Below are 13,977 nucleotides of genomic sequence, written 5' to 3'. Positions count from 1 at the left end.
TTCCGGCCGGAATAACTTTCGAAAGGGTGTCTTCGTTTGAAAATTGGAGAGTTCGCAGAATTGAATAATGTTACTACAAAAATGCTCAGACACTACGATGAGATTGGGTTACTTAAGCCCACGACAATTGATCCTGAGACAAGCTATCGTTCCTATACATCAGAGCAATCTCATCTTTTGAATTGGATCATGATTCTGAAAAATATCGATTTCTCCCTAAGTGAAATCAAGGAACTCTTAAGCGGCCCCCTTGAGAGTATGATTGTCATCCACCAATTGACACGCAAACGCATCGAGATCACCTCGGCACTAAATGAACAAATCCAGAAGAAAATTGCAATTGATCGGCTCATAACAATAATTGAGGAAGAAGGATTTGAAATGAAAAAGAAAATCGATTTGCAGAATATAGGAATTGCGGATGTGCATGAGATCAAAAAGAACATTCCCAATATGGAAATGTTTCTTGAAACAGCGGCCAATATCGTTGCTCTATGTTCGGACGATGATGGTCTCTCGGTTTTTCGCTTTGACATCAGCCACTTCAAACAAGTTAATGATGATTATGGCTTCGAAGTAGGAGACAAAGTCATTGTCGCCTGTTATAAATTAATTGAAGCCAACGTCAACAAATATTTTAGTCATGCCACTATCGGCCGTGCGCATGGTGATGAATTTATTGTATTTGCCAAAGCAAGCAAGGACGTGACCAAGCTGACAGCTCAAAGTATCATCAATGATATAAGAAGTTTTGAGTTTGCCACTATCGGCTGTTCGAAACAAATGGGATGCTATATCGGAGGTCTAGCCAGTCAGATCAAAAATAGCACAGATATACGAAAAATAATCGAGGCTTCAATAGAAGTTATTGAGCACGCAAGGCGAAATGGACCAAACTCGTTCACTATCGAATCATACAGTGTCTAAGATACTATTTAGTAATCCCCTTCAAATCCTTTGAAGGGGATTACCGTTTGATAGCAATTAGATCATCGAGAATAAAAAGGTTCTGATGAAACTTGCCGTTACTTATGATACGGTTCAGCTTAACGAGTCTATCGGCGAAAAATGCGCCGCGGCGCATGAATGGCATAGAAGGAATATCCCCATCAACTGAATAACTATTGGCAAGTAATTATCCCGGGCGTTCGCTCGTATTCGTCCCGATCAAAATTTTGACCACCCGAATGCCGGCCTCAACATCTTGCGAATCCAATAAGCAATTATCGTCCCCGGGCCCCATGAACTGGGATTTTGCATGTACTCCATGTATTGATCGTTGATGATATAAGTCCAAGTGGAAGTAGGGCTCTTCAACCCGAACTTTTCCCATTTCGCCGGATCATTCGAACCTCCTAGCTTTACGAGCATATTGGCCGACTCTCTATTTATTTTAGCCGGAATTTGCTCGTATGCTTGGATGATTTGCATATGAAATTCGTCGATCGGATTTCGGTTAGTAAGGCTCATCAAATGGATGCTTTCGCGAATGTAAGAAACGTATGCCAGATGGTCAGCCCAGAACTTGTCGATATAATAAAGCCGCACCCGCTGCTCCGAAGGGCTCATCGGCGTCGCGCCTTTCAAAATTCCGAGCCGCTCCTCGGATAGAATACGCCTCTGTTCCTCCACCATATCCGAATAACAGTTCAGCTCCTGGCGGATATGGAAGTTTTGGCCCATAATAACGCGCTGAATATGCGCAATTTTGCTGTGGAGCACCGACTCTCCGAGAGCTTCATCCTGCCTAAGATTGCGTATTTCTTTATCGACACCGAACCTAAGCATCAACTCGTCTTCCAAGCTTACGAAAAATACGGAAGATCCCGGGTCGCCTTGGCGACCCGATCTCCCGCGCAGTTGATTGTCGATCCGCACGCTTTGGTGCATATGTGTACCAATCACGTACAACCCGCCCAGCTTGGAAACAACTTCTGCTTGCTTAGGGTTGCCGCCGCCGAGCCGAATGTCGACGCCGCGTCCCGCCATATTCGTAGACACTGTCACGGCACCGATTTCTCCAGCTTTGGCGATGATCTCGGCTTCTTTTGCGTCGTTTTTCGCATTCAGAACATGGTAAGATACGTCGGCAACCGCTAGCGCCTCCGCCAGCATGTCAGACTCCTCGACGCTTGACGTACCAATGAGAATCGGACGTCCCGTTGTATGGACTGACAAGATTTCTTGTACAATCGCCTTAAGCTTGGCTTCTATATGGGTATAAATCCGGTGCGGATGATCGATCCGTATGTTTGGCCGGTTCGGCGGAATTTGCACGACCTGCAACGCATAAATTTCTTCGAATTCCATGGCAGAAACGTGCGCGGTAGCCGTCATTCCGCAAATCTTTGGATATAGGCTTAGAAAGTGTTGAAGGGTGATCGTACCGAGAATTTTCCCGCCGGCTTTCGACTGTAGCCCTTCTTTGGCCGAAAGCGCGGCTTGCAGCCCGTCCGGCAAATACCTGTTCTCCGCAACGCGGCCGGTATATTCGTCGATCAGCTCGATTTTACCGTCACGGACGATGTAATCGACGTCTTTTTTCAATAACAACTCCGCATGCAGCGCGCAATTTAAAGATATTAACAAATGACTATTATGGCTTTCGTACAAATTGCCGCATCCCAGCAGTGATTCCGCTTTCGCTGAGCCCGCATCATTTAAATATACGTTTCGCTTGAACTCATCGAAGTCATAATGCTCATCTTGCTCGAGCTGCCTAGCCACTGCTGCGAAACGAATGCCGTCGTTTCCGGAAGAGCCCGGCTCGCCGGCGATGACTAGCGGCACCCGCGCTTCGTCGAGAAGCAGTGAATCGGCTTCGTCGACGATGACGTAGTGGAAAGGACGATGCACGGTTTCGACTTCGTCTAGAGCGATCGTGTCGCGCAAATAATCGAATCCCGCCTCTTTGGCCGTAACATAGGTTATATCCGCGGCGTAAGCTTCCCGTTTCTCGGACAAGCTCATGCCTGCTTGAACCGCGTTTACCGTTAACCCGAGGAAATGATAGATCGGGCCCATCCACTTTGCATCTCGATTTGCCAAATAATTGTTAAAAGTAAGCACATGAACGCCTTCGCTGGTTAGCGCATTTAGATAAGCAGGCATAACAGCTGAGAGCGTTTTTCCTTCGCCGGTATGCTGCTCGATCAAAAACCTCTCGTGCAGAGCGATAGCAGCCATGATCTGGACATCGTAAGGCCGTAATCCGAGCGTTCTCTTCGCTGCCTCGCAGACTAGCGCATAGGCATCGATAAGCAGCTCATCCAAAGACGTACCTGATTTTGCTTCCTTTTTCAGCCGGAGTGATTCCGATTGCAGCCGCTGAGCATCCCAAGCTTCCAAATTTCGTTTCCTGATGAGCTCCGCTTTGTCCCGATAGCCTTTCAGCCTATGCCGGTTATCGCGGTCTTTGAATTCTCGCATCAACTTGACGGCTAAATTCATCGGAATTTGATCCCTCCTCTGTAGAAATACGTTTACAGCTGTTCTTTAGTAAATTTTTACTACTCATCCTTTAACCGTCGTTGATACAAAACAACAGATACAATCGTTAATACAACACTCCACGCCAAAATAATGAGGAGGGGTTTTAATAAATCTCCCGTCGTAAAGCCTATATTGCTTATATTTAGCAAATGCACAAGTTGAACGCTTGGTGTATACTCCAGCATTTTGTAGATCGGAAAATCATCCGCTAGTAACACCCCCCATGGTGCCCCAGTGAATAAGAGCGCTACAGGCATTATAGATAATGATGCTTCAAGTAACGTCTTGGAGAATAAACCACATATCGTCCCGGCTGCTGTGTATAGAATAATCGAAAAAATGATTGCTGCCACAAACGCCCATATACTAGCTGGCTCATAGCCCAATATATACGTAGCAATAGCCAGAGCAATAGCAGACATTACAAAGACTAAGGTACTTTTGCCGATTAATACATCCATGGTCGTGGCCGGAGTCATCATTAATGATCGTAAAGTGTTACGCTCCTTTTCTTCCGCAATCAAGCATGCTTGTACTAAACACGTTAGTAATACAAACGAAATATTTAGGAGAAAACCGATAGCTCCAGGCAAAGACGGACCTGCACTTCGAAAAAGAAATGCGAAGAGAATTGGAACAATCAAACTAAAGGAGACCGCATAATTGCGTGAAAACTCTTTGTAATCCTTCACAAATATCGCTCGAGCACGTTTTAATGAGATACTCATAGTAACTCACTTCCTGTCATTTGAATAAAGATATCACCTAGACATGCGTAGGTAAAAAAATCGTTGTCCCTTTCTCATTTAAGTAGCGTAAGCCTTTATAAATATGTGCTGAGTTTACTGGATCTAAAGCCGAAGTAGGTTCATCTAAAAATAATAATTCTGGCTCATGGATAATCGCGCATGCCAACATGACACGCTGACGCATCCTTTTCGATAAGAAATTGAATTTCTTTTTGCGCTCTCCTCTTAAGTTTACAAACTGCAGCACCTTACTGATCGAAGATCTAGGAAGATTATATAATTGGCGATACAGCTCTAGATTTTCCTCTATAGTTAATCTCTCATATAGACCACTGTTATCCGTCAAAATGCCAAAGCGCATCTTCTGTGGAGACTGATGCATCATCTCTGCTGGCTGATTAAATACACTTGCCTGTCCACTTGGATAACATTCATTAACACCACTTCCTTAGAGTTGATGGCTTAAATATATACAGATTGCATGCTTCCAGCCATCAAAACCCTCCGAAATGTAGCTATTATCGCCTGAATGGTACCACTGAGTGCTTGATTGGTTCGGCATTACCACGGAAATTAAATGTTAAGAAGTGCTTTTAAATCATGCAATTTTGAACGAGATAACGGCACCACGGCATCTTTACCTGTATTTAGTCGCAAGCTGTAGCTATTCTTCGTCCATGTAATAATCTCTCTTACTTTTTGCAGATTAACGATGTAGGATCGATGACACCTAAAAAACCCGAAATTTAACAATCTCTGCTCGAGCTCAGTTAGCGTCAAAGCACAGTCATAATTTTCCCCACCTACATGAACAAGGATCGAACCATCTATACTTTCTATAAAATCGATTTCAGGCGGATTAAATAAAATCACTTTGTCATTTCTTTTTGAAGAAATCTTCTGCAAGGTTATATTGGCCCGATCTTGTTCCTGCACTTCCTGCTTATCCTCTTCTGAGTCCCGAATATCCAATTGATGAAATCCGGATTCGTTCAATCGATAAATGGCATCACAGGAAATAATGGCATCCTCTAAATTCGAAGTTAAAATTAAAATCTGCTTTTCTTTCGAAAGGTCATCTAAAATCCGTTTAAAATGCCAACGATCTTGTTCTTCCAAGTAAAAATAGGGTTCCTCCAGCACAAGTGTAGGTTGATGCGCAAAAAAGGCACGCAGCAATGTCACATACATCCTTTTCGATGAGCTTAGATCCTTGATTTTCACCTTCCGTTCTTGGTTTAAAGCAAAATAATCCATTAACAAAGCGACACGCTCATTCCTCTCCGTTACTTTGATTAGGAAAGTGATTAACTCTTCCACCGTTAAACGCATATACTCGCTTTGCCCAGCGCGAAATAAATAATATTGGGAATGATTCACTAATTGATTCATTAAAAGCTGCTTTCGCTTCAAGTCCGTTATAATGCCAATCGATTGGTTCGATGTCATATTTAATTCGATCTTCGGTAGAAATAATTCCCCATCATCATACATTGGTTGAAATTGCATGCCGTCCCCCTGGTCAGTGCTGCTATAGCCTATATAAAACAATTATAATGTTGGGATACTATTTTGTCAGTTTCTATTGAAAAATATAACGGCATGTCTTCTCTAAGCCATAATAGTATATATTTTGACCATAGAATAGATATCAACAATGCATATGTGAGGAAAATACGATGAGAGGAAGTGGAATCAGGAGATGGACGACTATCATGGAGCGGAGCGGCCGGTAATATCATCTCTGCTAGCCGATTCTATATCGCAAGCATAACTAAATTCTACGTAACCGCAGCCTTATTGAACCTAAGAGCGCTGAATAAAATCGCCTGCACACATATATTCAAACCCATGCCCCGCAAGGAAAGCCGCATAAAACTTGCCCTATTTATGATACGGTTCAGCTTAATGGGTCTATCGGCGAAAAATGCTCCTAAGTGTGCCGCGCGGCGGCATTACAGTAAAAAAACCCTTGTGCCTATTGTAAAAGCAGAAGGGTCCCCGTTACTTTATTGATTGAGAATCGACCTAATTTCGTCTAACTTTTGTTGGCTAGACTTATACCTGCTATACAGATGCTACATAAGCTCATTAAGTTCGTCGATAATTTCAATACGATTCTGCTTATCTTCAGCCTCAGAGAGCTTGTTCAATCTCGCTGTAATCATTCTATTAACCCCAACTGAACTTCGTTCCCCCGCTCCGTGGACTTCAAAATAAATGTTCCAATAGTTCAAGACGCTTGGCCTGATGGATGTAATATCTCCTGTGACGGCTATCCGAGCTATGGAGATGAAGTACAAGCTCTACAATGGCTCAACAGGCGGCTAGACACTATGGGCAAGAGGAAATTAAGATACGCAAAGCCGCAAGGGGGCAGGCAATCACAGCAGCGATTCTACAGTTTGTCCCGATGGAGCAACACGATGCTGTGATTGAACTCATGAAAACTGTGCCGCGGGAGTATTATGAGTCCATCGGCTTGAGCGAAGCGTATGCGCAGATGGAAGCTAAGGAGGCAATGAATGAGTATGGATGACAAGAAGGAGAACGCCGTGATGAACGTTCTCCTTTGTGTTGGTTTGGTGGAACTTGTGGGGCTGTAGGAACCGTGCTCAGCCACCTACATCTTTTGGGACAGCCTCTTTTCAAATTAAAAGGAACCTTCATTCCTTTTTGCAATCTCTAATGCCCTTTCAAATCTATCGCTCTTTTTATTTTGATCATAGATTACTAGCGGTAAGTCTGCTTTGGGCATCCATATTCTCCCCACTTCAACTGCTGCTGATACAGCCATTGCAGGGAAAATATTCAACTGATTATTTTGCCCGTGAGCTGACTTTATTCTATCCAATAGCACTCTTAGTGTTTGTCTGAATGCTCTAAGGTGAAATTTACTTTTCATAAAATCATTATTCGGAATTTGTATTGTGAGAGTCCAGATGGAAACATCCTGGCCAAGCACTTCAATTATTCTACTCGGTGCTATTGTAGCACTAAGTGAAATATTGAGTGCCACTGTTGGGTGGATCTCCTCAGGAGCCTGGATGAGAAATTCAAGATCACCAGCATTATCATCCCATCCCCATTTTTGAACAGGCTCTCTTTGCAATTGATAAACATCGGCCGGAAATAAGTCGGACAACATAGCCCCTAACGAGATCAAAAGCGGTTGTGGTGCAAGTGCAAATAATGATAGATGCTTGGTACTACCCGAAGTTAATAATGGCATGAGCTTGGTTTGAACTTGCCTCTTTAGATTTTCGCTTTCGATTTTCCAAAAATCTTCCTCATGATCGCTATATAAACTATTTTTCCAGCCTAATTCAATCGGCCTTGGTTCAGCAGGGTACCGTTCAGGCAAAAGTGCTGTAACAGAACGTTCGTAAGATACTGGATAGCTATGATCACCAATGTTTGATCCGTACAAGACAACCAGACTTTGTCTGTCCTCCTGTATTTGGGTCACCAATTCGATTCTCTGTTCGTGCTCCTTTTTCATTGCTCGGAGTAACTCAGCAGGATGTCCGTCCACATCTTTAACATCTATCAAGCGATGATGTGTATCGCATAGCAGCATTAAATTTGAAATATCTTTTGCTAGTTTCGGGGATAGAACCTCATCACCCCTGGGCCCACCAGGACTATCTGCAATGATATGAGCAATATATGATCGATTCATTAAAGATTTAGTCTTAGGGTCAATGTGAAGTTGCTCATTACAACCTCTATACTGGCAGCGGCCTGCTGCTTTCCCCCAAAGCATGTAACGTACAGGCTGGGGTACAACAGTCTCAGACATGTTCATCACTTCTTTCTACTTTTTTCAACAAACTCAATACAATTAACAAGCTCGATTCTAAACTCTGCTGGATTTTGATACTTTTGGAGTTCTAAGAGCAACGGCCCATGACATCTCCTCAAAATGCCCCCACCTTCACAAGGACACAAGAGATGACCACGATATTTCTCAGAAGCCAAGATGTAAAGGAATCTGAGGCAGTTAGTTGCTGAATCTATTTGAAATAGTTCTATGTAATAATGTAAAATCCCCTTCGCTCCATGATCCAGTTCTCCATAAGGCAAACTTTTGTGTTGCACCTTATAAGTAAATGAATAGAGATAAGGAATTAATTGGGTTCTAACAAAATCCAATAAATTTGGATTCTGAGCAAACGTCATCTTAACTGCAATAGGTGCCCCTAAGCACATAGTACCATTTGAAAAAGTATGAAAAGTATCAGGTATCCGCCCCCCCAATTCTCTTGAAATTGGGGGGGCATTTGGATAACTTGACGGCAGTTCGATCTCGATCAAATAAGCTTCATCTACCTGCTCATCGTCAAGATATTGAGCACGGAATTGGATTTCACCACGGACATAAAATCTATCGTTCTCATAGCTCAAAGAGACATTAGGGAAATATTGCTGCAACTCCTTAAAATGTTCCCATACAATCTCCCCGTTCATATTACTTGCCCCAAGGTTTGTTGGGATTCGAAATATGTACTATAGGTGCAGATAATACTGCCGCGCTGGTCGGTAAACCGAGAGCTCTGGCAGTTGAAATTGAAACTTGGCCAAAGGTCGACTCATATGATTTAACAATTTTACCCACATCGTTTGTTCCAATAATATCGATAATGTCATCCCCCACCCATTTAGTCCATTCAAAAAAAGCCTTTGCCTTTTGATGATTGTTCTCATGCCAACGATCTGCGAAATTTTCGCTTGGATTAACTGGATTCAGAATGGACCACGTGCCATCAGAATTCCTTGTAATTAATTTTTGCCCTTGGAGTTGTTTATTTAGGCTAAATCCTGGCTTTAGTAGATCAGATAACACATCCAAATGAGTTACAATATTACGAAGAGTAGAAAAGACATCTCGTTCCCTATTGTATAGCTTGGCTGCCAAGGTAGTTATAATCATAGAAATCGGTTTGTCTGGGGCCATGGAGTGGTTGATAAAGCGAACATCCCTATGACGTTTTAATATCTGGATCGCTCGCTGCAGAGGAGTCTTAATAAGCGCGTCAGGTACTTCGTCAATACTTGCATATATGTCCCTATTATTTTCAAAAAGGCTGCGCTGTTGCAGTGATTTTGCAGATTCAAAGGCAACCTTATTAATATTATCAAACCAATCTCCATAACCACTAGGATTGCTAGAGGACCAATTATAAGTACTGTTCTTATTCTTATGAGTTATAGCGATAGCCTTCTCGGCTATTCTGAAGTCAATAAGACTTGTTCTCAAAGAAGCCTCCTCTGGAGCAGCAGGCAGAACATCAAGATGAAATCCTACTCCGTCCTCTTCTGCATAAAGCAAGGTCCAACAACGTCGCCCCTCTTCATCAAGCATCTTTTTATACTTCTCATGTTCTGCAATTCGTGTTCCTACGACTTCCTTTAATTTTTGTGGAGTGATGCTTTTTTTTGAAATCTTAAATTCACTTACTAAATCGATATCATAATCAGCGTCTCTTCCATTTCGTATTGGTCTTGTGACAGTCCCGAGTCTGAATGAACCTTGTGGGTAAAAATGGATATCCTCCACACCTTCAAACTCGCCCTCAGCAATCCAGCTACTAACGGCAGTATATCTGTCGACAGCTTGCTTATATTTAGTAGGGGAAATGTCTAGTCGCGATGCGATGCCCTCTAATAAAGAAGATACTTTTGATTCCAGTTCAATTGTCATAAAAAGTTCATCCTTCTATTAATTTTTTTGAAAATTAGAAGGATATCCGTCGCTCTTGACGTATACATAAGTATAGGTTCCTCAGTTATACATATGTAGTGTGTAACTCGCACTACACCGATACCTTCTTTTTAGGTTGAGAATGCCACTTCTCACCTGAAACCGGATTGCCGAAAACAAGCGGAGTGTGCCACCACTTACGCTTGTTTTTTTATTTTCTACATCTCATACAATCCCCCCTGTCCAACTACCGTTAGCACTCGGAACAATCGAGTGCTATTATTATCCATTATACAGTAAAGCTTTGTGTCTGTACAAGCCCTGATGGGATCATTCGTTCCCCATCCACTGAGTCAATTCACTTAAGTCATAGAGCAGACTATAAAGGTTTAATGGCTCAGCTATCAATGTTAATTATCTATGAATAAGTCAATTAACAACAGGGAGAAAACGGCCTCAGGCGAACGCCAGCCGAGCGGCAGCCGACGCACCGCGTCCGCGTCGTCCTCCAAACCACGGATGCCCAAGCGGGAACGAACCCCTATGTCGACGGCTCCGACTCCTTCCTCTTCGTCGACGAGCATCAGCAGGAGGCAGATTTCGTTTGGGAGGAAGAAAGCTTCGCCGAAGCTCCCGAGTTCCATGGCGGAGACGTCGCCAGTGCCGTCCTTTGGGCCAAAGAACTGGGCGAGCCGTTCCACGTCCAGTACAAAGACACTTTCCTGACCGAGGAGCAACAGCTCGCCTTGAACGAACTGGAAGAAGCGCCTCCCGAAACGCAGAAGACGTTGCTCCAGACCGTGGTCAAACAAGTCCAAATGGAGGACAGACGCAAAGTCGCCGGGATAGAGCTAGAGTTTGACCCGACCGTCCAAAAGCATTTTTTTGAGCTTGCCCCTTCCGCCAAAACGGCGGAGGGGCTTTTGCTTTCCGCAAGCAAAAGTCCCCCTCCAGATACCGCATCGTTTTGTGACCTCAAAAAGCTCGCAGAAGCCCGTTTGCGCCGACTTTGCCGCCTAACGTGGCCTATCCCAAACCCTTGCCTGGCAATGCCCCTTTCCAAGCCCGCTGCGAGATTTTCCGAAAAAACTTGCCGTTAATTGTGGTACGGTTCGCCGTAACGGGTCTAACGGCGAATTTTTTTCGCATCGCGCTCAACTTCTAGCCGTCGAATCCACACCTAATACTATCTCTGCGCCGCGGCTTAGCTGGTGTCTTCTGGGGTAAGAATCGAGCAAAAAGAAAAGAGAAAGGCCTATATAGTTGGCCTTTCCCGTATTTCTTATTCACGTTTCTCGAGAATGTGGGTCTTATCACCAAGGCTCACTGAGTTTATTTACAATGTCACGACGAGATAAAACAGAAGCACATCGTTCCCATAAATGTGCCTCAGGATCTAAGGTTCCACGATACTTCACAGAGAAAGCATCCTGAGCCTTTTTCCTTTCATGCATGTATTCATTCATTCGGCCTTTAAGCTCTTCCTCGTCTTCAATCCATTCATCATCGATTGTGTCTGGGAGGCTGCCGAATATATCATAAGTGTCACGCAGGCGTTCTGATAAGACGTTATAAACCTTCTCATCCTGAGTTTCACTGTAGACAAGATTGAGCATGTCGACAAACTTACGAGCCTGACCGAACCGCTTGATCCTACCTAAACGCTGTTCAAGCCGAGACGGGTTCCAAGGAAGATCAACGTTAATCAAGGTGCCTAGTGTTTGAAGGTTCAAACCCTCGCAGGCCGCATCGGTTGCAACTACCAGCCGGATTTCACGGGTTCTAACAGCCGCCTTTATTACTTCACGTTCGACATTGTTAAACTGCTCGCCTCGAAAAAGTCCACTCTTACCTACACCCGCATATACGGCCACAACTTCGCTTTTGAAAGACTTGGCAAGCTCTTTGGCAATCCAGTCCGCCGTATCGAAGTACTGGCTGAAAATAATACAGCCATGTTCAAGCCATGTTTTCCCGTCAGTCCTGAATTCAGTTAAGAACCACTTCACGGTATTGAGTTTAGAATCTACTGCTTCAGAACGTGATAGCTGTGTCTCTATTGCTTTGAGACAGGCAACTTCTGCAGACGTCATTTCAGTAAGAATGTGTTCTACCTCTTCAGTATGGTCCTCATCCTCATTTGAAATGGAATGCTTAAGCATTTTCTGTGCAGTTTTTAACCCAGACGCAAAGCTCGAACAAATACGCTGTAACATCAGGGATTTCATAAAGCCTCCAGCTTTGGTCCTGGATTGAAGAAGCTTGCAAAACTCTTCGGCTTTTTCATATGCTACCTGAAAGGGTGTGTTTGTTGGAATCCCCAAGCCAACAAAGCGAGACTGATATTGTGCCAGGTTTCGGGTTATCGGATGCGTATTCACACCGACTTTTTCTAATAGTCCATCGTCTTCAAGCTGTTTTCTCTTTCTTAAAACGGTATGACGTAATACTGGGTTATTATCTTTAAAAAAGCCGGGGTCCAAACACTCAGATAGCCACATGTTCTGAATCATATAGTCCAGGTCTTCAAACCGGTGAGCGCATAAGAAAGACTGGGAGTCAATCGCCAAGTGATCACGAATCTGCTGGACTATATGATGTTCATTAGATGGAGGCAGTGGGTTGCTTAACCACTGCCAAGCCTCTCGCTCGGAAGTGACCTGACTTTTCCCAGTTACTAATGGGATCGCTTGTTCATGGTCTCGCCAAGGGGATAATGAATCACCCAGAACAAACTCTGCTCCACTATTCAATATCCCTAAAAGATCCCATAACTCTCGCACTTCTGTCTGGATGGGGGTTGCAGTACCGAGTATCAAATGCCGAGTACGCTTTCCAATTTGATGCATGAAAGCAAGAAGATTATTCGGTTCAGCCGCTTTATCGCCCAGTCCACCTCTTGCTCGTGCTTTATGTGCTTCATCCAGAATGACTGTCCCGAATCGATTCTTAAGGAGCATCCCTGCTTCTTTGACGAACTCAGACCTCTCCCGCTGGTGCATGATCAAACCAGTCGATATGATAGCAATTTTATAAGGACATTTTTTTATAGAAGATGCATCTCCGCGGGGAGATAAGACTTGTCCTTCGACACCAAGCCACACCTTTTTTTGAGAAGACCAGACAGCCGTGGGAACCCCCAGTTTATCCATCATCTCAATTTGCCATTGAATCGTTAACGTGGACGGAGCAAGAATGAGAACGGGGCCATCTTCAAGAAGAGCACCCACCAGCGCACTGGTTGCCATAGAGAGTGTTTTACCTACCCCGACCTCGTCAGCTAGAAGCAAGCGGGCTTTACCGTACGTTTCCCGATGCTCCAAAAACATAGTTACAAAGGAGCGCTGCCAGGGTTGCAATTGTTCCCCGCCCCGATATATCGGAGCTTCAGCCATTGCGGCAGCCGGGACCTCAGATGGCTTCAATACTTCTACCGTGACCTCCCGACGATTAGCCACACGATTGATTTCTGCCAGTATGGCTTCCGGTAGAGGTACACCTTCGCTCCACAAGGCCCAGAATTCCCTCTCTACCCAATCAGCGCTTTCCTCGTCGTCATCCTGCCATACCAGCTCATAGTTATGGGCAAAGGCACTTTTCGACTCATTAACAGAACCAATGAACGATTTGCGACTACCATCAGGATAGTGTATTGATCCGGCTTTTCCATGAAGGAATAGGCGCTCCCGCGGCACAACCCTTATTTCCACATTACCAGACTGCAATAGCTTATCGAGGATCTGATAGCGTTCCTTTTTTAGAAGTGCTTCCGCTTCAACATCTACTTCGTTCCAATGCTCTTTAAGAGCTGTATTCCGCCTTGTTGCCATCTGAAAATCAGCCAAGTCCAGTTCAGAATTACAAATAATCTTCACTTCAGGAATTTTTGAGATTACCTCGCCAACCAGCTCGAAAATAGAACTCCTAAAATAGCCTGCAATACGGAAATATTTCGATGCGCCCTTAAGGGTTTCGGCCAAAAACTCTGTATCCAATCGCTCCGTTCGTGATGAAAACCGCTTTAACGTCATA

General features: G+C 44.1%; 12 protein-coding genes and 1 pseudogene. 2 read left to right on the top strand and 11 right to left on the bottom strand.

Annotation, left to right across the window (positions count from 1 at the left end; all coding sequences use genetic code 11):
* Window positions 1–36: 36 nt before the first annotated feature.
* Complete coding sequence (locus J2Z66_RS30285; protein ID WP_209976497.1) at window positions 37–927, top strand: diguanylate cyclase domain-containing protein; 891 nt, start codon at window positions 37–39, stop codon at window positions 925–927.
* 40 nt (window positions 928–967) lie between these two features.
* On the opposite strand, the gene J2Z66_RS43575 is transcribed toward J2Z66_RS30285, so the two are convergent.
* From J2Z66_RS43575 to J2Z66_RS30265, 5 genes and pseudogenes are all read right to left on the bottom strand, one after another.
* Window positions 968–1,093 carry a hypothetical protein gene (locus tag J2Z66_RS43575; protein WP_281068906.1) on the bottom strand — a complete coding sequence of 42 codons (126 nt, stop codon included), beginning with the start codon at window positions 1,091–1,093 and terminating at the stop codon, window positions 968–970.
* Window positions 1,094–1,167: 74 nt separating this feature from the next.
* Window positions 1,168–3,450: a preprotein translocase subunit SecA gene (locus tag J2Z66_RS30280; RefSeq protein ID WP_209976496.1), complete on the bottom strand. Its 2,283-nt coding sequence runs from the start codon at window positions 3,448–3,450 to the stop codon at window positions 1,168–1,170.
* A gap of 59 nt (window positions 3,451–3,509) precedes the next feature.
* A complete protein-coding gene (locus J2Z66_RS30275) occupies window positions 3,510–4,220 on the bottom strand; it encodes an ABC transporter permease (protein ID WP_209976495.1) in 711 nt (236 codons plus the stop codon).
* Between the two features lie 43 nt (window positions 4,221–4,263).
* A pseudogene (locus J2Z66_RS30270) lies at window positions 4,264–4,662 on the bottom strand (ATP-binding cassette domain-containing protein); the annotation flags it as partial.
* 152 nt (window positions 4,663–4,814) lie between these two features.
* Window positions 4,815–5,750, bottom strand: a complete 936-nt coding sequence (locus tag J2Z66_RS30265) for a LytTR family transcriptional regulator DNA-binding domain-containing protein (RefSeq protein WP_209976494.1) — start codon at window positions 5,748–5,750, stop codon at window positions 4,815–4,817.
* A gap of 802 nt (window positions 5,751–6,552) precedes the next feature.
* On the opposite strand from J2Z66_RS30265, the gene J2Z66_RS30260 reads away from it, so the two are divergent.
* Window positions 6,553–6,780 carry a hypothetical protein gene (locus J2Z66_RS30260; RefSeq protein WP_209976493.1) on the top strand — a complete coding sequence of 76 codons (228 nt, stop codon included), beginning with the start codon at window positions 6,553–6,555 and terminating at the stop codon, window positions 6,778–6,780.
* 114 nt (window positions 6,781–6,894) lie between these two features.
* Here the strand turns inward: J2Z66_RS30260 and J2Z66_RS30255 are convergent, their stop codons facing one another.
* From J2Z66_RS30255 to J2Z66_RS30235, 6 genes are all read right to left on the bottom strand, one after another.
* Window positions 6,895–8,043: an HNH endonuclease gene (locus tag J2Z66_RS30255; protein ID WP_209976492.1), complete on the bottom strand. Its 1,149-nt coding sequence runs from the start codon at window positions 8,041–8,043 to the stop codon at window positions 6,895–6,897.
* Window positions 8,044–8,048: 5 nt separating this feature from the next.
* On the bottom strand, window positions 8,049–8,711 hold the full coding sequence (locus J2Z66_RS30250; RefSeq protein ID WP_209976491.1) for a hypothetical protein: 663 nt from the start codon (window positions 8,709–8,711) through the stop codon (window positions 8,049–8,051).
* Window position 8,712: 1 nt separating this feature from the next.
* Window positions 8,713–9,945: a nucleotidyltransferase domain-containing protein gene (locus J2Z66_RS30245; RefSeq protein ID WP_209976490.1), complete on the bottom strand. Its 1,233-nt coding sequence runs from the start codon at window positions 9,943–9,945 to the stop codon at window positions 8,713–8,715.
* Between the two features lie 410 nt (window positions 9,946–10,355).
* Window positions 10,356–10,763: a hypothetical protein gene (locus tag J2Z66_RS30240; protein WP_209976489.1), complete on the bottom strand. Its 408-nt coding sequence runs from the start codon at window positions 10,761–10,763 to the stop codon at window positions 10,356–10,358.
* 208 nt (window positions 10,764–10,971) lie between these two features.
* Entirely contained in the window at window positions 10,972–11,094 is a 123-nt protein-coding gene (locus tag J2Z66_RS43570; RefSeq protein WP_281068905.1) for a hypothetical protein, read from the bottom strand.
* A gap of 164 nt (window positions 11,095–11,258) precedes the next feature.
* A complete protein-coding gene (locus tag J2Z66_RS30235; RefSeq protein ID WP_209976488.1) occupies window positions 11,259–13,976 on the bottom strand; it encodes a phospholipase D-like domain-containing anti-phage protein in 2,718 nt (905 codons plus the stop codon).
* Window position 13,977: the final 1 nt, after the last annotated feature.

Origin of the sequence: Paenibacillus eucommiae (assembly GCF_017874215.1) — a bacterium.
Taxonomy (GTDB): domain Bacteria; phylum Bacillota; class Bacilli; order Paenibacillales; family NBRC-103111; genus Paenibacillus_AI; species Paenibacillus_AI eucommiae.
Note: the sequence above shows the minus strand (reverse complement) of the source record. Positions and strands in the feature narration are given on the sequence as shown.

Excerpts from the sequence above, each read along its gene's own strand:
- J2Z66_RS43575 (WP_281068906.1), bottom strand. The coding sequence starts at position 1,093 with ATGCCATTCATGCGCCGCGGCGCATTTTTCGCCGATAGACTCGTTAAG.
- J2Z66_RS30280 (WP_209976496.1), bottom strand. The coding sequence starts at position 3,450 with ATGAATTTAGCCGTCAAGTTGATGCGAGAATTCAAAGACCGCGATAAC.
- J2Z66_RS30250 (WP_209976491.1), bottom strand. The coding sequence starts at position 8,711 with ATGAACGGGGAGATTGTATGGGAACATTTTAAGGAGTTGCAGCAATAT.
- J2Z66_RS30235 (WP_209976488.1), bottom strand. The coding sequence starts at position 13,976 with ATGACGTTAAAGCGGTTTTCATCACGAACGGAGCGATTGGATACAGAG.
- J2Z66_RS30265 (WP_209976494.1), bottom strand. The coding sequence starts at position 5,750 with ATGCAATTTCAACCAATGTATGATGATGGGGAATTATTTCTACCGAAG.
- J2Z66_RS30245 (WP_209976490.1), bottom strand. The coding sequence starts at position 9,945 with ATGACAATTGAACTGGAATCAAAAGTATCTTCTTTATTAGAGGGCATC.
- J2Z66_RS43570 (WP_281068905.1), bottom strand. The coding sequence starts at position 11,094 with ATGCGAAAAAAATTCGCCGTTAGACCCGTTACGGCGAACCGTACCACA.
- J2Z66_RS30255 (WP_209976492.1), bottom strand. The coding sequence starts at position 8,043 with ATGTCTGAGACTGTTGTACCCCAGCCTGTACGTTACATGCTTTGGGGG.
- J2Z66_RS30275 (WP_209976495.1), bottom strand. The coding sequence starts at position 4,220 with ATGAGTATCTCATTAAAACGTGCTCGAGCGATATTTGTGAAGGATTAC.
- J2Z66_RS30260 (WP_209976493.1), top strand. The coding sequence starts at position 6,553 with ATGGCTCAACAGGCGGCTAGACACTATGGGCAAGAGGAAATTAAGATA.